11 protein-coding genes are annotated in these 17,814 nt (G+C 59.7%); 5 read left to right on the top strand and 6 right to left on the bottom strand.

Annotated features, from left to right (window positions below; all coding sequences use genetic code 11):
* Window positions 1-151 precede the first annotated feature (151 nt).
* Window positions 152-1,402: a dicarboxylate/amino acid:cation symporter gene (locus tag ACRRQW_RS08295; RefSeq protein WP_438480813.1), complete on the top strand. Its 1,251-nt coding sequence runs from the start codon at window positions 152-154 to the stop codon at window positions 1,400-1,402.
* A gap of 15 nt (window positions 1,403-1,417) precedes the next feature.
* On the opposite strand, the gene ACRRQW_RS08290 is transcribed toward ACRRQW_RS08295, so the two are convergent.
* From ACRRQW_RS08290 to ACRRQW_RS08270, 5 genes are all read right to left on the bottom strand, one after another.
* Window positions 1,418-3,421 carry a DUF3857 domain-containing protein gene (locus tag ACRRQW_RS08290; protein WP_438480812.1) on the bottom strand — a complete coding sequence of 668 codons (2,004 nt, stop codon included), beginning with the start codon at window positions 3,419-3,421 and terminating at the stop codon, window positions 1,418-1,420.
* Window positions 3,422-3,426: 5 nt separating this feature from the next.
* Window positions 3,427-5,436, bottom strand: a complete 2,010-nt coding sequence (locus ACRRQW_RS08285; protein WP_438480811.1) for a DUF3857 domain-containing transglutaminase family protein — start codon at window positions 5,434-5,436, stop codon at window positions 3,427-3,429.
* A 238-nt stretch (window positions 5,437-5,674) separates the two neighbouring features.
* Window positions 5,675-7,678: an OPT family oligopeptide transporter gene (locus ACRRQW_RS08280; RefSeq protein WP_438480810.1), complete on the bottom strand. Its 2,004-nt coding sequence runs from the start codon at window positions 7,676-7,678 to the stop codon at window positions 5,675-5,677.
* A 30-nt stretch (window positions 7,679-7,708) separates the two neighbouring features.
* Window positions 7,709-9,691: an FG-GAP-like repeat-containing protein gene (locus ACRRQW_RS08275; RefSeq protein ID WP_438480809.1), complete on the bottom strand. Its 1,983-nt coding sequence runs from the start codon at window positions 9,689-9,691 to the stop codon at window positions 7,709-7,711.
* A 26-nt stretch (window positions 9,692-9,717) separates the two neighbouring features.
* Window positions 9,718-10,677 (bottom strand): MBL fold metallo-hydrolase, encoded by a 960-nt coding sequence (locus ACRRQW_RS08270; RefSeq protein ID WP_438480808.1) that lies wholly within the window; start codon window positions 10,675-10,677, stop codon window positions 9,718-9,720.
* Window positions 10,678-10,921: 244 nt separating this feature from the next.
* Between ACRRQW_RS08270 and ACRRQW_RS08265 the strand changes: the two genes are divergently transcribed.
* From ACRRQW_RS08265 to ACRRQW_RS08255, 3 genes are read left to right on the top strand one after another with little or no spacing between them, the layout of a single operon-like run.
* Entirely contained in the window at window positions 10,922-11,554 is a 633-nt protein-coding gene (locus ACRRQW_RS08265; RefSeq protein ID WP_438480807.1) for an RNA polymerase sigma factor, read from the top strand.
* A complete protein-coding gene (locus tag ACRRQW_RS08260; protein ID WP_438480806.1) occupies window positions 11,551-12,486 on the top strand; it encodes a zf-HC2 domain-containing protein in 936 nt (311 codons plus the stop codon). The genes ACRRQW_RS08265 and ACRRQW_RS08260 overlap by 4 nt, the downstream gene beginning before the upstream one ends.
* Complete coding sequence (locus tag ACRRQW_RS08255; RefSeq protein ID WP_438480805.1) at window positions 12,483-13,529, top strand: DUF4097 family beta strand repeat-containing protein; 1,047 nt, start codon at window positions 12,483-12,485, stop codon at window positions 13,527-13,529. The genes ACRRQW_RS08260 and ACRRQW_RS08255 overlap by 4 nt, the downstream gene beginning before the upstream one ends.
* Before the next feature lie 126 nt (window positions 13,530-13,655).
* On the opposite strand, the gene ACRRQW_RS08250 is transcribed toward ACRRQW_RS08255, so the two are convergent.
* Complete coding sequence (locus ACRRQW_RS08250; RefSeq protein ID WP_438480804.1) at window positions 13,656-16,151, bottom strand: glycoside hydrolase family 3 N-terminal domain-containing protein; 2,496 nt, start codon at window positions 16,149-16,151, stop codon at window positions 13,656-13,658.
* 272 nt (window positions 16,152-16,423) lie between these two features.
* On the opposite strand from ACRRQW_RS08250, the gene ACRRQW_RS08245 reads away from it, so the two are divergent.
* The gene (locus ACRRQW_RS08245) at window positions 16,424-17,812 is read left to right on the top strand and encodes a sensor histidine kinase (protein ID WP_438480803.1); all 1,389 of its coding nucleotides are present in this window, start codon (window positions 16,424-16,426) and stop codon (window positions 17,810-17,812) included.
* Window positions 17,813-17,814 lie beyond the last annotated feature (2 nt).

The following is a 17,814-nucleotide window of genomic DNA, read 5'->3' as shown; positions in this document are numbered from 1 at the left end:
AATGGAGGCTTTGCCCTCGACTGACGCTTGCGCGTGAGCAGCATCGGCGCGCGGATTCGATTTTTAATTAATGAGCAGACGCACGCATTTTTTGCACCCTTGCTGAGCACTCGTGTGCACACACTTTCGTCGCCGCTTTCACCCCACTGAAATGTCCCCCAAGCCGAGTGTATTAAGCCGAATTTCGTTGGTGCAGTGGATCCTCATCGCCGTCGTCGCGGGAATTGCCGTGGGGTTTGTGGCGCCGGGACTCGCAGTTTACCTTAAAGTAATCAGCGACGTTTTTCTGCGACTGATCCGCGTGATCATTGCACCGGTTTTATTTGGTGTCCTGGTGCGAGCGATCGGTTCAGGCGGTTCGTTGAAAGACCTTGGGCGTCTTGGCTGGAAATCGCTGATTTACTTCGAAGTCGCGTCGACGCTCGCGTTGTTAATCGGCTGGGGCGCGGGGCTGTTGTTCGAACCGGGCGCTGGTGTGCACATCCCGGCAGCGACCGTGACGACGCCGACAAATATTACGATCGCGGGCGTGATCATGAATGCCGTGCCGGTGAGCATCATCGATGCGATGGCGCGCGGAGACGTGCTGCAGATGATCGTGTTTTTCATCCTGTTCGGCATCGCATGCCTCGCGGCTGGAAAAAGCGCGGAGCCGGTGCTCGCATTCGCCGACTCGGTGGCGAACGTGGCGTTCAAGTTCATGAACATCGCCATGAAACTCGCGCCCGCCGCCGTGTTCGCGGCGATGGCCGGCACCGTGGCCAATGGCGGCCTCGATGCGCTCACGGGATTGATTCGGTTGTTTGTCGCGAGTTGGCTGGCGGAACTTCTTTTTCTGATCGTCGTGCTCGGCGGGAGTTTGGTGCTGATGCGCGTGCCGATAAAACGGTTTATCCGTTTTATGCGCGCGCCGTTCCTCGTAGCGTTCGCGACGACTTCGAGCGCAGCGGCGCTGCCGCAAACCCTGGAGCAAATCGAACGCTTCGGCGTTTCGCGTCGCGTGATCGGCATCGTCACGCCGCTAAGCCTAAGCCTCAATTTAAACGGCAGCACGCTCTACATCGGCCTCGCTACTCTGTTCGTCGCGCAAGCGGCGGGCGTTTCGCTGAGCATCGAGCAACAACTGCTCATACTGCTCACTTTAAAAATTACGACAAAAGGCGTCGCCGGCATCCCACGCGCCAATTTCGTGGTGCTGGCCGCGCTGTTCCAAAGCTTCGGCCTGCCGCTGGAAGGGCTGGCTGTGTTGCTCGGCGTGGACGCGCTCATCGACCCGATCCGCACCGGCGTAAATGTAATCTGTCACGGCACCGCGCCCACGGTCATCGCGCGCTGGGAAGGGGAAACGTTTCCCACTCACGATGCCGATCCGCCTCCAGTCGTCGAACGATCCACTGGCTGATCGATCTTGCTGAAATTATTTGGGGGCCACTTCGGTCGATTGCAGCGCGACTCGGCGGAGCACGACTGGCGTCTGCTCACTTTGCAGCATCTTCTCGAAAAACTTTCTCGGTTTTTCGTAATCAGCGGCAGGAATTTCGTTCAACCGCAGGCGAAGTTCGCGTTCAAACCGAAGCTTTCCGTCCACCAAAGTCGTTTTTGAAGTGTAGTGACCAAATTCGGATTTCAGGTCGACCGCCGCCGGCGCTTCGTCAAGTTCGAAGCCGGCAGGCAGGATGAATTCGGCGTTTTCCACAAACGCGGAGTTGCGGATTCGCACCGGCAATTCGCGGGGCTTTTTCGCGAGCTCGTTCACCTCGCGGCGCGAAACAATCGCGGGTTTGAAGACCAGCAGTTTGTCACGCATCATGCTCGCGTAGCCCGGAGCGCCAAACTCCACCGTGAGGGTGAATTTGCCTTCTTCGAAATTATCAACCGGTTCGATTTTTTCGAAACGCGCGCCAGTTAAATTTCCGCCGATGCGCCGTTCGATGATCTTCCGCAGATTATCCGCCCGCGAGCCCATGTAGGCGCTGCGCGGAGCGGCTGAAGCCAGCCCGGAATATTCTTCAACCAGTGTGCCGAAAATTTCGCCATGCGCTGAAATTTCCGCCCGCACGCGCCGGACAAGTTTTTCGTTCTCATTGCTCGCGTCGGGCAGGTCGATGAGCCCGCCCGCCTCGCCCGCGAGCAGAATGCCCTTCGTCGCCAGTCGCGACGTCTGGAGCAAGCCGGCCGGAGTGTGCTCATCCGTGGGATCGACCAACAGCAATCGCCCCAACCGAAGATCCTCGATGACCGCGGGGGCCTGCACCGAATCGGAAACTTTAACCGCGAGGATGCAGTGATTGAATTGCGCCGGCGACGGCCACGTGTCCTGAATTTTAGACGTGCTGCCAATCTGCACGATCAAGGGAAACGACGCGATGCCCTGGCTACTTAGGAGAGCCCGCAACACCGTCGTTTTATCCTTACAATCGCCGTAATTGCACTGAAACACGCGAGTCGCAGGGCGAGGAACATAGCCGCCCAGATTGGAGACATCGAGTTGAATAGAAATGTAGTTCACTTGTTGGGCGTAACGCGCGAGGCGGCGGATTTTTTCCCACTCGGTAGCGGCGCCGGCGACCAGTTGATCTGCTTTCTTCTTCATGGCCGCGTCCCATTTCGAAGGCTCATCGTAACGCGCGCTAAAAAACCGTGCGATGCTTTCCCATGAATCGACGGGGTAAAATTGATTCTTAAATTTAGCGGGCGGCACGATCGTCACGGCCATCCACGGCGCGAATAAAAACGCTGGCGGACTCATCGGCTCACGCGGGATCGCCGGCAACGCGCTCATCGTCCACTCCTGCATTCTTCCGGGCGGAGTTGCGGCCACCGCCTCGGTGTTGAAGGTCCGCGCTTCGGCGGTCCACCCCTCGGGCAATTGCACCGCGAGCGAAGACCGTTCGACTGGCAACTCTTCGCGAAACCGCCACACCACGTGCGGCGAACTGGTTTTGTCCAAAACCAACGACTCAAACGCAAAAACGGCCCCAACCGCGATTTCTTCGGAAGGGAGAATCAGCTGCTGTCGCGCCTGACCGTAAAGTTCCAGCGCGTTCGAATGCGTGGCGACATCCACTACGTCTTTTTTAGCGTAAGCCGTGACTGCGCCGGCTGGTTTTACCAACCACGCTTTGAGGGATTTCACGCTGCCGGTATCGCTGAGGTAGCTGGCATGCGCACGCGCATGTTTTTTTCCGTCGGCCTTCAAGATGCGCACGACGTGCCGCGTGCGCATCAGGCGTTCGCCTTCGCGCGTGAATTCTACCAACGCTTCATCGAGCAACACGACCGCGTCCGCATCTTTGGTTGATACTTGAACGGAGACTGCGGCGGCTCCGCTCACCCAGTCGGGGGCCATCGGCGCCGCGTAGCCCAAGACACCCGCACCCCAAAACAGGATCACGGCCAGCCGGAAAAATCGTGCGTTCATCTTAATTACTCCCGGCTTTTTACGACTGGAACAGTCGTGCTCGTTTCCACGCGCTTGAAGGTGAGCATATGGTTGTCCCGAGTCTGGATGACTTCGAAAATCTGTTTTGCCCGTTCGTAATTCGAGGCCGAGAACCCGATAAAATCCTGCCGATACGCGCGCTCATAGCTGACCAGGCGACGGTTATGCGACCAACTCAATTTCACCTTATAAGCCCCGCCGGGGCCCAAATCGAGATCGGGCGGGGCACTGCCTTCCTCGATTGCGTAGCCTTCCGGCAACGTGATGGAAACAGCGTCGAACTCGCTATAGCGGTGCGGGAAAAAGATTCCCGCCCGCCGTTTCGCTTCGATGAAGAGTGGTTTAGCTCCACGTCGAAACACACTCGGTTGGACAAACAACCGGGAGCCCGTGCGCTCGGCAAACTCTGGCACTTTGATGTGATAACTGATCCGCAGTGGCTCGATCGCGTGATCCGCGTTTTCGATTTGAACCTCGGTGATTTCCACCGACTTCAGATTATCGTCCACCATTTCCTTGAGGTATTTCTCCGCGGCTTCCTTCGAGGCCGCATCGAGGATGTTCTTATGCTGAAACTCGAACTGGCCGGTATAGCTCAGCGTGATTTTGCCTTCGAGAACCCCACTTTCATCCAAAGTGAGATCGGCAGTCTGTCGACGATGTGACTGCGCGGAGTCGCCGCCGTGAACCGGAACGATCAGCGCACCTTTGTCGTTGGCGATCGCGATCGAAGTTTCGCCGTAACGCCAGTTGATCATCGCAGCAGGCAGGTAGGTGGCGCCGGGGTCATAGTAACTCCATTGGTCACCCACTTTCACCGCGGCCATGAACTTCGTGAACGCGAACGGAACGGGAATCGTCGGCTGGTAGAGGTAGTCCGTGCGATTGTTGCCTGACGCGAGCCTCGCATCAAATCCGGCCGCTTTGGCCAGCGCGATGAACAGGTAATTAATATCGTCACTCGATCCGCTTTTATTTTTCAACACATCGGCCGCGTCGTCGTTGTTCGGCAACTTGCGTCGTTGGTCGCGGGTAAGCTTGGCGCCGTCGCGGTCGCGATTAAGAATCTTGGTCCGGCAATAGTCGTGGAGCTTGGCCAGCTTTACGTCGGGCTCGGTCGCTCCCCCGATGATTTCGGCGGCTGCCACGATCATGGGCTTAGTGACTTTGGTTTTATCGTTGGTGCGCTGATGGAGTTGTTTGCTGACATCGCCCCAAAACGCCTCCGGCTTCGCCTGGCCATCCAGGGTGTAGTAAATCAACACACTGGCCAAAAGATGCACCTCCGGCGGAGCAAAGGGCTCGAACCGACGCGACGGGAGGTTCTCCATGTGAAAACGCGAAAAGCCTTCTTTATCCGGTTGGGAGTTTTGCTGCGGACTGTTCATAAACAGCAAGCGCATCGACAAACCCGGAACCGGGATGCCGAGCGGGCGAAAAAATACCGTGGCAGATCGCGTAGGAAACTCGCCTTGGAAAAGAAACGGAAAGAAAGCGCGGTTGCGCTCGTTAAAGCTGCGATAGCGATATTCCACAATGGCGCCGGGTTCGAGTGCGGGGGGCGCGAACGACTTCACCCTGATCCGCTGATTCCCGGAGCGCACTACGACACGGTCATAAATTTCCTTTGAGGAAAGCTCTACGATCGTGCCGTCCGGTTTGATCGTGCGCGCTTCGATGGCGGACAAATGTCCGGTGCGGTCATCGTAGGGCAGTTCGATCTTCGCGTGCCGCGCCACCCCTTGATCATTAAAAATTTTGATCCGCGCGTAGTAATCGACCGACGCGCCCTCGCGCGCCGAGTCATCGAAACGTGTTTCCGAGGCCAGAATTTCGGCACCCGCGTCGGCTTCGAGGCGCGGTTTGGTTTCGGCCACTTCGGCCGGATTGGGCGGAGCCCATTTGGCGGCCAGCGCTGGCAAAGCCAGCAGCCCGGAACCAATCAGACTAAATAATGCAGGGCGAAACAGGGGAACCGACGCGCGAAGGAACATGGGGTGTGCGAAAAAAATTAATGGCTCGCGCGCCCACCGTGTCGTTTCCGCAAACTCGTGCCAATCGGATTCTCGTCAGCACCGCTCAATCGGCGTCAAAAATACCGATCCGACAGGGGAGAAAACCAAGATGCGTGGCAGACTTATTATGGAGCGATGCGGCATCCCGTTTGCGGGCTGCAGCAAACGCGGCCTCTCCTCCCGTTTCTCGTCGGGGCGCCGAAACGCCGGCGCGACTTCACTCCAGCAACACGTTCACGAGGGCGTTGCCGATACCGATTAACGCGGCTCCGGAGATCAAGCCGGCGCAGATCGGTTCGCAGCCTTCGACCCACAGCGCATGGCCTTTGGTGCCGGCGGTTTTATGTTTACGGCCGAACCACCAGAAAATCAGCGCGCCCGCGAACATCGTGAAGCAATACTCGGGCGGCAAAATCACGCCGAGGCCGATCGACACCGCAGAAAGCGGAAAACGGCCTTTGGTTTTGATCCGCAACACTTCGAAAACGACCGCCGCCACCGCCGCGAAACCCATCGCGACGAGCGCGGAAGTGGGCAGACTGCTCAGGCCGTTCGTGATGAGGTCGGCGACCCCTTTCCATTGCAGTGCGCCGGGCATCGGAAACGCATCGGATAAGATCGTGGACGCCGAGCGCACGCCGTTGCGCTCCGGGAGGAACAACAGAAAAAACAACGGCGTCGATGCGATCGCTCCAGCGAAAATGCCAATGACGTGGCCGATCGCTTGGTGGCGCGGTTTGCCGCCAAGCATGTAGCCGGGCTTGATGTCGGAGAGGAGATTGCCGGCGTTCGACGCGATCTCGGCGGTCATGCCGGCGGGAATGAGATTGTTCGCGGGATTCGCGCGATCGATGGCGCCCATCGTGAACTGCGTGATCTTCGACAGCGCGCCCGTGGGCGTCCACGACGTGAGCGCCATGGAGTTTGTGCAAATGACCGTGAGGAGAAAGATCAGCGGCAGCGAAATAAACGACATCAACCACGGCACGCCGAAAAACAGATGCGTGATCCACGCCGCGATCACACTGAACACCGGCACGCCCACATAGGAGAGCCACAACGGCAGTTCGATCCCCGCGAGCACGTCGACGCTCTTGGCGGAAGTGGCGCCGGCAATCGGAGCACTTTTCTTGCGCGTGAGATTTTTAACCGCACTCGTGAAAATTTCCGGCTTGGCCGCGAGGCACACCATCGAGCCGACGACCATCATCGTGACGCCCCACCAGAGCGCCCACTGATTGACAATTTCCGGGCGCGAAATCGCGACGAGTGCGCCGCTCGGTAACGTGTAGGATTTGATGTCGCCCCGCTGAATCATGATCGGCGCGAGCACGGCGAAGTTCACAAAGGCGCCGATGGCGCAGCTACTGGCGACGCGGATGCCCATCAGGCCGCCCACGCCGAGCATCGCGGCGTCGAGCGTGGCGCGCAGGCCGAGCGTGCGGATGTCGGTGCCGAGAATCTTTGGGGTCCACAGGCTGAATTTAGTCGCGAGCACGTAGTAGTAAGTGTCGAGCCGCTCGTGGAAATTCCACGGCTCGGTCATCCCGGCCCACTTGTCCAGGCGCAGGATTTTAAACTGTAACAGCTTCATCCAACCGTCGCTGACGATGAGTTGATACAGCGCCGTGAGGCCGCCGGTGACCCACAGAAGTTTCGCCTGAAACACGCCGGTTTTTTCTTCGCCCGTGTAGAGCGTGTCGAGCACGACGCCGCACGCGCGACCTTCGGGAAAGGGGAGTTGGTCTTCGTTGATGAAGCGGCGTTTCATCGGGAACGCCACGAGCACGCCAAGAATGGAAATGACCGCGTTCCAAATAATCATCTGCCACCACGGCACAATTTTGCCGGTGACAAGCATGTAAGCCGCGAGCGACGAGATGAGCGGCGTGATCATGTAACCCGCCGCGGTCGCGATGGATTGCGTGCAGTTGTTTTCGAGAATGGTGAAATCCTTTGCGAGGCCGCTCTTCGCGAGCATGCGGAAAATCGAAAACGCCAGGATCACCGACGTAAGCCCAACCCCAATCGTGATGCCGGTCTTGCCGCCGATGTAGAGCGCGGTCGCCGCTAGCAAACCGCCAAGCACAAATCCGGTCAGCGCGGAGCGCAGCGTGAGCTGCGGCATGTCGCCGCGATAAACATTTTTAAACCACCATTCGTCTTTCTGGGCGCGGGTCCACGTGCGGACCTGCTCTTCGCTGAGCTGTTGGAGTGCCATGAGATGTGTGTTGTGGAGGACTGACGCGCGTCACGGGTTGACCGTTACGCGCAGCGGCTGGGAAACTTTGCCGGAGTCATCACGCGCCGTGATCGAGAACTCGAAATTTCTTCCGCGCGGCAGCACGGCCTCGACCGACCACTGCTGTTCGCTCTGGCGCACGCCGGTGACGGTGATCTGGCCGCCGTCATATTTACAGGTGGCTTCGACGGCCTGCACGACGCCGTCGTCCATCGCCGCGAACTCGACCACGAGTCGGTAACGATACGGGCCGTAAGGCTCGGCGCGGCTCGCGAGGAATTGTAGCACGGGTTCGCCGGGCGGCGTGTCGACCTTCGCCTCCACGCGCGTGATCACACTGCTGGCTTGCGACGCAACGCGACGCTTGAGCGGTTGCGGCACGAAAATATCGGCGACGTTTGCGTCGGTGGCGTTGAGCGCGAGGTTGTAGCCGGTGGCAAACGACGGGGTGTAACCGAGCAGATCCATCGCGCCGTCCCCGTTGAAATCACCCGCGACAAACGTGCGATGCTCAGGGAAATTGCTGCCGTCTTTCGTCACTGGCCAAGTCGGGTTACGGCTGATGCGGCGGTAATCCGCGCCGAGGTGGATGCGCAGGCCGTTGCGCCCGCCGACGCCGATATCGAGACGTCCATCGCGATTGAAATCCGCCACGACAATCGAGGCCGTGCCGAAACCCACGCCGAGTTCGCTGCCGAGCAATTCCCACGAATCATCCAGGCCCGAGCGCCCCGAAGAACCATAGACGATGCGCACGCGTTCACCGCGATCGGCATCGTTGTCGGTCATGATGAGATCATCGCGGCCGTCGCGATCGAGGTCGTTCACGTAAAGCGCGCGGGCGAAATCATCTTTGCCGCCGACCGGCCAGAGAAACGCCTGCGTGGTCGTGTTTTGATTAAAGAAAATCCACGCACCCGTCGCGCGCCCGCGCGTTTCGGTAGCGATGGCAAGATCGGTGAAGCTGTCGCCGTCGAAATCACCCGGCACGAGTTGCACGATGCGGTCGAACTTCACCGTGAACGGCTCGTTGAGCGGCGAGAGACCGGCGTTGGACACGCTCAGCAAACGGAACGCGTTGTCACCTTCCACGACCGCGAGGCCGATCGGATTTGCGCCGGAGAAAAACTTGCCCGTGGCCACGTTGCCGAGCGGGAACTTACTGCGATACGGCTGGCTCGACGGCACGAAACGCCCGTCCGCTGTGCCAAAATAAATCTGCACGACCGGCCCGCCCACCACGATGAGATCGGTGTTGTTGTCACCATTGAGATCAGCCGCATACAGCATGCCCGGCACGTGCGTGCCGAATATGCCCAGGTCGAGCTGCGTCACCCGCGCATACGTTCCGGCCGGATCCGAGCGATAGATGGCGATGTCGTTGCCCTCCATCGCGGCGAAGCCCGCCGCGGCGGCGACTTGCGCAGGCAGCAGCACGACCTTGGCCGGGATGCGCGCCGAGGGGATGCCGCCCGTCGCGGTTTGCTTGAAATACGGCTGCGCGAGTTTGGCCTCGTTGAAACGCAACACCTCGCTTGGGTTCGTGCGCGCGAGTGGTTCGAGCCACGCGGTAAAGGTCGTCGCGCGGGCCAGCGGACGAGGCAACGCGAGGGTTTTGGAAAGCGCGAGTGCTTCGACCGCGATCTCGGCTTCGCTTTGCGCGCTGCGGGCGAGTTCGGGTTTCGGCGCTTCGTTGAGTTTGGGCGCGGCGACAAAGGGCGCCTGCACGCGCGGACGCACCACGCGGAGCTGCGTCGCCTCGACCCACTCGTCGAAACTTTCGTCTTCGCCTTCGTAAACCACGAAGTAACGGCGATCCTCGATGCGCAGCACAATCGCGCGGCGACCGGTGCCAGCTTTATCGACGATCACGCGGCTGCCGGGCTTGAGTTCACCGAGCGTGGTTTGCGCGGGCGAAGTAACCGCGCCCGCGAGCAACAGCAACGCCGTGACGGCAGCAGAGATTTTTTTTCGACGAAACGGAGAAAACATGGCCCGCCCACTATCAGCCCGAGAGCTTACGTGCTGGCAAGCTCGTCGTAGGCGACCGCGAGGTTCACCGGGAAACTGTTGCCGCGTCCCACGGGTGCGTGGAGATCCGGGAAGCCGGGCATGTTTTCCAGTTTAACAATCTCTTCCTTGGTCTTGCCGGCCTTGATTTCCTTTCCCACGTGCGCCAGCAGCGCCGAGAGGTAATCGCGAAACACGAGCAAGTCCGCCGATGTGCCGGTGACCGGGAAGTTTGGATTGCTGTGTCCAAAAATATAAATCGCATCCGCCGGATATTCCGCCGCGACGCGCTCCAACAACGGCACCCACGCGCGGATGCTCGCGCCGCCCGGCCGATCGATGACGGGATAGCGGCGGTTAAACATCAGATCGCCCATGTGAACGACGTTGGCCTTTTCAAAATGCGTGACGATGTCGCCGCGCGTGTGCGCCGGTCCGAAATATTTCAGCGCGATCGTCTCGTCGCCGAAATCCTGCCGCCATGCGTCGGTGAACGTTTTATCGGGAATCATCGCGGCATCGACGGGGCGATTATCCGCCGCGCCCCGCGCACGCATCAACTCGGGCACATTCGCGTGCGCGACGATGGTTTTCGCGGAAGGACGCAGCGTGGCATTGCCGCCGGTGTGATCGCCGTGGTGGTGCGTGTTGATCACGGCATCGAACGAGCGCGCACCGCGATTCGGCAGGTCCTTGAGAAAAATCGCCGCGGTTTCGGGAAACTGCGTATCGACGCCGACCACCGCGCCGTCGTTGACGAGCCAGCCAATCGTGCCGCCGCGCGCGGTGAACGTGCCGACGTTGCGGCGCAGGGTCTTGAATTCGCTCACTGGAGCCGGTTGCTGCACCGGCACGGTTTTGGAAGGCGGAGCGGAAGGAGCGGAGATCTGCGCGGACAGTGAGCTGCTCGAGAGAAAACTCAGCGAGACAGCCGCACCGGATTTAAGAAGGAAATCACGGCGATTCATGCGGTTAGCCTACAATCGATGCTGCTGTGCGCCAGCTCTATTCAAGAAAGCATTAGGACGGAGACACGAACTTCACGAATGCCCCTAATTTCAGAACAGCCGACAGACTCCTCATTCGTGTAATCCGTGAAATTCGTGTCTCCCCGTTCAGAGTCTCCGCCTTTCTTTAAAAAATCCCTGTAACCTTCCCGCCCTGCCTCGGTATTCACCCCTGCACGCTCCTGATTCCCTATGATCCCTTTTCATGTCCTTGGCCTCCGTCATCCAATTCCGAGTTCCCTCCGCCGCGACCGACGCTAACGTGTCCGCCTCCGTGGAACCTCTCTCCGATCACGACCTCATGATCGCCGTCCGCGCCGGGGAAATCCGCCGGCTCGGGGAACTGTTCGAGCGCTACCATCGTCCGCTCTACGGTTTCTTCCTGCGCATGACCAACCAGCCCTCCGTCGGCGAAGACCTCGTGCAGATCGTCTTCTACCGCATCCTGAAATACCGGCACACGTATCGCGACGAAGGCAAATTCACCGCGTGGATCTATCACCTCGCGCGCAAAGTCGCCGCCGATCACTTCCGTAAACACGCTCGCTCGCCGATCCCGACCGATCCCGCCGAGTTGCCGGAAACCGATTCGGACGCCGCGCATCCTTCCGACCAGGCCGAGAGCGCGGAAGACATTACTTTGCTCCGCGCCGCGATCGCGCGCCTGCCGATCGAACACCGCGAAGTCATCGTCCTCTCCCGCATCCAACACCTCGAGCACAAGGAAATCGCCCGCCTCCTCGAATGCTCCGTCGGCGCCGTCAAAGTCCGTTCCCACCGCGCGCTCAAAGAACTGCGCGAAGTTTATTTCAAAATCAGAAAGGAAAAAGCCGCATGAACTGCCAACGCGTTCAGGACAACTTCATCGACTATCAGGACGGCACGCTGCCGCCCGATGAGTCCGCCCAACTCCGCGCCCACCTGACCAACTGCCCGACGTGCCAGCGCGAGTGGTCGGCCTTGCAGGAGATCACGCGCAAGCTCGACGCCCTCCCCGCCTCGCCGGAACCTAGCACGGAGCTCCGCGAAAACTTTTACGCGATGCTCGAATCGCACCAACGCGAAGCCGACGCCCCGAGTCCGTTCGCGCTCGCCCGCAGCCGCATCGATCGCTTCTTCGCCGCGCTGCTGCCTTCGCAACCGGCGTTGCAATTCGCCTTCGCCCTCGCGCTCCTCGCCGGCGGGCTGTTCGTCGGCCAGCATTTCATGGCCAAGCCCGCGCTGGTGACGCCCACCGTCGTCGCCGCCGTCGATGACGGTTCCAAGGCCGAACTCGAAGCACTCAAAGCCCAGGTGAACAACATGGGTCTCCTCGTCACGCAGACGTTGCTCCAGCAACAAACCACGAGCAACCGCCTCCAAAACGTGCTCGCGACGATGGACCTCAAAGCGCCCGACCGCCAGGTGCTCACTGATCTCGTCGGCGCGCTGGCCTTCGATCCCTCGATCAATGTCCGCCTCTCCGCCGTCGAAGCGCTCGCGCAACATGCCGGCGACGAACTCGTCCGCGCCGGCGTCCTCAACGCGCTCTCCCGCGAACGCGCTCCGCTGGTCCAAGTCGCGATGATCGAACTCCTCGCCAACGCCCGCGAACCAAACGCGCTGCCCGTCTTCGACCAGATGTCCCGCGACGAAGCGATCGACATCAACGTCCGCGACGCCGCCCGCCGCGCCCTCGCCTCTTTACGCACACCGACGCCCGCTAGTCCCGACAACAACAACGTCCCTGCCGTCACGCAGAAAACCTCCGCCAAGCCCGTCCTTACATGAAAACCTCCGCCAACCTCTTCCGCACCCTGCTGCTCGCCAGCCTGGTCGCCAACCCGCTCACCTACGCCGCCGAGAGCACGCCTGCGACTTCGAGCGTAAAACTCTCCGACGCCAACAAGCCCGGCACGCTCCGTGTCGAAATGCCATGGGCCGACATCTCCGTCGAAGCCACCGACGGCGACACCGTGAGCGTCACCTCCACCCTCACCAATAAAAATCAAAAGGTCGATCGTCCCGGCGGCCTGCGTCGCCTCGACAACCAAACGAGCTTCGAACTCGTCGAAAAAGACAACGTCGTGTCCATCGCCCTCGTCGGCGACAGCCGCATGGTGAGCCACGACGCCGAATTCAAAATCCTGGTCCCCCGCTCGATGGCTCTCAATCTCAAGACCAACGTCGGCGGCGACGTGCGCGTGAAAAACGTCGAGGGCGACATCGAGGTCAACAACCTCAACGGCGAGGTAAAACTCGAAGGCATCTCCGGCTCCGCCGTCGTCAACACCATGAACGGCGAGGTCGACATCACCTACGCGACAGTCCCGACCAAACCCATCGCCATCACTTCGATGAACGGCGAAGTCGATCTTCGCATCCCGAGCGACACCAAGGCCAACGTCCGCATCCGTTCGCACAACGGCTCCATCCTCACCGATTTCGACGAAGATGTTCTGAAGACCAAAACCGAAGGTAAAAGCGGCAGCCAGCACAGCTATTCCTACAGTTACGGTAACAGCGAAGAAGCCCGCCGCGTCGCCCGCGAAGCCACGCAAACCGCGAAAGCCGCCGTGCACGAAGCCATGCAAATCGCGAAAGAAGTCGCCGACGAAGTCCAGCGCTCCATCGCCGAAGCCGACGCTGAAGCGGCCGCCGCGGATGCCGAAGCCCCGAAAGCACCCAAGTCGCCAAAATCCCCGCGCGCACCTCGTGCCCCGATGCCTCCCATCACCGGCGGCAAACTCGTCAGCGGCACTCTCAACGGCGGCGGCATCGATATCAACATCTCCACGATGAACGGCGAAATCACTCTCCGCCAAAAAAAGTAAGTTAAACTTTCAAAACCAATTCCCGACGCCCGGCCGCTCCAACGCGCCGGGCGTTTTGTTATTAGGCCAGCACTGCAGAGATCGCTTTCTTATATACGCGAGCGTCGTCATGCGTGCTTAAGAAAATCACCACTTCACCGGCACGGGGTCTTCTTTCGGCGCGGTGCCGTCGGACGCAGTGAGAGTGAAGTTTCCCTTGAGCCGAATGTCAGCGGAGGATGCCCCGATCATCACCGTGAAACGGCCGGGCTCGACGGTCCATTGATTCGCGCGGTCGTAGAGTGCGAGGTGTTCGGGCTTGAGCGTGAAGGTGACGGTTTTCGTTTCACCGGGCGCGAGTGCGAGGCGCTCGAAGCCGCGCAGCGATTGATCGTAAGTGGTCACACTGCTGTAGTCGTCGCGCACGTAGAGTTGCACGACTTCTGTGCCGGCATGTTTGCCGGTGTTGGTGATGTCAGCAGAAACGGTGATCGTCGCGTCAGTGCCGGCGCGTTCGGGAGAAATTTTTAGCGCGCCATAATTAAACTGCGTGTAACTCAAACCGTGGCCGAACGCGAAGAGCGGGCCTTCGACCATACCGAGGTCTTTGGCTTGCGACGCAGGTTTCGCAGGAAAGTTAAAGGGCAACTGGCCGGCGGATTTCGGGAACGTAATCGAAAGTTTTCCGGACGGGTTTTCGTCGCCGAAGAGAATATCCGCGAGCGCATCGCCGGCGGCTTCGCCGGGAAACCAGAGTTCGACGATCGCAGGCACGTGTTTCGCCGCCCAGTTCACGCTAAGCGGGCGACCGTTGCTCAACACGAGCACGACGGGCTTGCCGGTGGCGTGCAGTGCGCGGAGCAACTCCTCCTGATGGCCGGGCAAGTTGAGGCTCACGCGGCTGTGCGATTCCTGCGAAATGCCTTCGTTTTCGCCGAGCACGGCGATGATGACATCGACGTCTTTCGCCGCGGCGACGGCGGCCTCGATACCCGCGCGCACCTCGGGCGGCGTGGCTTCCTTGAAAACATCACTCTCAGGGAAATTTTTATCCACGATGCTGCAGCCTTCGACGAAACGCACATCGACCGACGCGCCGAGTTTTTTGCGAATGCCAGCGAGCGGCGTGACGAACTCGAGTTGTTGCGGGCCGTAACGCGACCACCACGCGCGCGCATTGTCGGCGAGCGGGCCGGCGACGAGCACGCGTTTCAACGTTTTCGTGAGCGGCAACGCGGCGTTTTCATTTTTCATCAAGACGATCGACTCGCGCGCCGCGCGGGCAGACGCGACCATCGCGTCGGGCGCGCGCACGATTTTTTCAACGGCGGCGGGATCGGCGACGTAGGGTTGATCGAAGAGGCCGAGCCAGAATTTCATGCGCAGCAATTCGCGCACGCGGGCGTCGACGACTTCCATTTTCAAGCGGCCCGTTTTCAAAGCTTCGCGAAGCAGTTCGCCGTGTTTTTCTGGACGCGTGAAATTCGTGCGCACATTCAGCCCCGCTTCGTGAGCCATGACGGCGGCTTCGAGCGGCGTGGGTGCGACGCGGTGTTTCGTGTGGATGTATTCCACGGCGTCGGAATCGGAAACGATGTAGCCCTTGAAACCCCATTCCTTGCGCAAAATCTCCGTGAGAAACAGGCTGCTGGCTTCGACGGGCACGCCGTCGTAATCGTTATACGACGCCATGACGCCGAGCGCGCCACCTTCTTTCACCGCGCGGCGGAACGGTTCGAGGAACATCGTTTGCACTTCGCGCCAAGTCGCTTGCGGATCGGTGCGCGCGTGGCCGTCGCGCCCGCCTTTCGGAATCGAATACACCGCAAAATGTTTCAGCGTGGAAATGACGCGGCTTTCTTGAATGCCTTTCACCTGCTCGACGCCGAGCGTGCTGATGAGAAATGGATCTTCGCCATACGTCTCGACTGTGCGGCCCCAACGCGGGTCGCGCGCGAGATCGAGGATTGGCGAGTAAACATTGGTGTAGCCGAGCGCCCGCGCTTCGCGGCCGGTGATCTGGCCAATTTTGCGCACGAGATCTTTATTCCACGTGGAAGCGACGGCGATCTGCGCGGGGAAACTGGTGGCTTTGACGTGGAGTAGGCCGCGGATGCCTTCGTTGGAAAAATCCGCCGGGACGCCGAGGCGCGTGTCTTCGATGAAGAAGCGCTGCACCTCGTTGATGAGTCGCCCGTGATTCGTCCACGGAAACGCGTTCTTCGGCATCTCGAGTTTGCCTTCGAACCCGACGTTGCCGTTGCCGTGTTCGTCGATGTTGCCGATGCCGTCTTTCCAAAAGGCGTTTTTCCATTCAGCGGTGGGCAACTCGTCTTTCACGACGCGCGGGAAACCGTAGAGCGTGACCATCTGGGCGGTCTTCTCTTCGGGCGTCATGCGCGCGAGGAGATCGTCGAGGCGTTTTTCGACGTCGAGCGAGGGATCTTCGTAGGTATCCTTAACGCCATTCTTGTTCAAATCGATCCAGCCTTCGTGATAAATTTTTGCGGCAGGTCGCGCCGTGAGAAACTCTTGCGAATCGGCAGCGGCATTGACCTCGAGCGCCAGCGCGCATGAAAACGCGGCTAAAGCGAACACGCCGCGACGCACAACACAGGACACCATATCAGGGTAACTACTCATGAGGAAATTTTTGAGGTCTGAGAAAACTTAGTCGGAATGCAGGTGATGCGAACGCGGCACAATTCAGTTCATTTGCGAAAGATTTCGCCCCGTAAGAATTTTATTAACCGTTTACACTCCGAGCGGCCTTTGGAGGTTGCCGAACGCACGAAGTGCCTAAGCCTTTTTCAGTCACTCGTTAAAAATGTAATTTTATGTAAACGCATTAAAATCGGATTCACGAGCCTCCAGAAACGTCAGCAAACACCCCAAGTAATCAGGAGCAATTTCTCGTGCGACTTTCACTAGAACGAAAGATCTCTGTCGGTTTCGCCATTGCATTCACAGTATTATTGTTAACCGGCATTTCTGCGTGGTGGAGTGCAACCCGCTACCGGGAAACGGCAGCGTGGGTCGAACACACCCATGAAGTGCTTTATCAACTCGAGTCCGGCCTCGCAGAGTTGCTGAACATGCAGACCGCTACTCGCGGGTTTCTGCTCACTGGCGAAGAACATTTTCTCGCACCGTATCAAGCGGGTCGCGTCAACGCGGCGAAAATTGCCGAAACGCTGCGCGCCAATGTCGGCGACAATCCCCAGCAAATGGCGCGGCTTACCCAGTTGCTCGATCATGGACGTCAAATCGGCGAGCTCATGAGCACGCTCATCGCCGACCGGCGCGCACGTGGTCTCGGCGCGATCGACTCGGCCCGACTAGCCCACGGCGATCAGCTGATGGCGACGATCCGAAACGTGATCCACGAAATGCAGGCCACCGAATTCGCCCTGCTTAAAATTCGTTCAGCCGAAACCACGGCGCTTTCCCGTGCCACGCTGACCATCACCATCATCTTTATCGTGTTCGCCTGCGTGCTCGTGGCGACCGCGGGCTGGATGGTGCGCCGTGATTTCGCCCGGCGCGCGCTGCTCGATCAACAGGTCAAGCAGTTGAACACCGAGCTCCAGGCCAACAACGAGCGCCTGCAAATTTCCAATCAGGAACTCGAAGCGTTTTCCTACTCCATCTCGCACGATCTGCGCGCACCGCTGCGCCACGTCACCGGGTTTGCGAGCTTGTTGGAAAAGAAACACGCGGCCGCGCTCGATCAGCAAGGCCGGCACTACCTCAGCACGATCAGCCAGGCCGCCGTGCGCATGGGGCAACTCATCGACGACTTGCTGGCTTTCTCACGCATGGGCCGCAGCACGCTCAAAGCGACGCCCGTCAACCAAACCGATCTCGTCGCCCGCGTGATCAGCGATCTAAAAACCGGCGAGCCCGCGCCCGAGTGGAAAATCGCTTCACTCCCTCCGGTCGAGGCCGACAACGCCATGCTGCGCCAGGTGTGGTTCAACCTCCTCGACAACGCGGTTAAATACAGCCGCAAAGCCGCCGCGCCCGTCATCGAGGTCGCTCATCGCTTCGACGAAAAACTCAACGAAGACATCTTCTCCATTCGCGACAACGGCGTGGGGTTCGACATGAAATACGGCGACAAGCTTTTTGGGGTGTTTTCGCGGTTACATTCCGCCGATGAGTTCGAGGGCACGGGCATCGGGCTCGCTTTGGTGCGTCGCATCATTGCCCGGCACGCCGGTCGCACGTGGGCCGAAAGCCGCCCCGGTGAAGGCGCGACCTTTTATTTTTCCCTGCCACATCACCACCACGCCGTCGCCTGACC

Origin of the sequence: Oleiharenicola lentus (assembly GCF_051660365.1) — a bacterium.
GTDB classification, from domain to species: domain Bacteria; phylum Verrucomicrobiota; class Verrucomicrobiia; order Opitutales; family Opitutaceae; genus Lacunisphaera; species Lacunisphaera lenta_A.
This window is presented reverse-complemented; position numbering and strand designations above follow the sequence as displayed.

Excerpts from the sequence above, each read along its gene's own strand:
- ACRRQW_RS08285 (WP_438480811.1), bottom strand. The coding sequence starts at position 5,436 with ATGTTCCTTCGCGCGTCGGTTCCCCTGTTTCGCCCTGCATTATTTAGT.
- ACRRQW_RS08295 (WP_438480813.1), top strand. The coding sequence starts at position 152 with ATGTCCCCCAAGCCGAGTGTATTAAGCCGAATTTCGTTGGTGCAGTGG.
- ACRRQW_RS08250 (WP_438480804.1), bottom strand. The coding sequence starts at position 16,151 with ATGAGTAGTTACCCTGATATGGTGTCCTGTGTTGTGCGTCGCGGCGTG.
- ACRRQW_RS08280 (WP_438480810.1), bottom strand. The coding sequence starts at position 7,678 with ATGGCACTCCAACAGCTCAGCGAAGAGCAGGTCCGCACGTGGACCCGC.
- ACRRQW_RS08290 (WP_438480812.1), bottom strand. The coding sequence starts at position 3,421 with ATGAACGCACGATTTTTCCGGCTGGCCGTGATCCTGTTTTGGGGTGCG.
- ACRRQW_RS08265 (WP_438480807.1), top strand. The coding sequence starts at position 10,922 with ATGTCCTTGGCCTCCGTCATCCAATTCCGAGTTCCCTCCGCCGCGACC.
- ACRRQW_RS08270 (WP_438480808.1), bottom strand. The coding sequence starts at position 10,677 with ATGAATCGCCGTGATTTCCTTCTTAAATCCGGTGCGGCTGTCTCGCTG.
- ACRRQW_RS08260 (WP_438480806.1), top strand. The coding sequence starts at position 11,551 with ATGAACTGCCAACGCGTTCAGGACAACTTCATCGACTATCAGGACGGC.
- ACRRQW_RS08255 (WP_438480805.1), top strand. The coding sequence starts at position 12,483 with ATGAAAACCTCCGCCAACCTCTTCCGCACCCTGCTGCTCGCCAGCCTG.
- ACRRQW_RS08275 (WP_438480809.1), bottom strand. The coding sequence starts at position 9,691 with ATGTTTTCTCCGTTTCGTCGAAAAAAAATCTCTGCTGCCGTCACGGCG.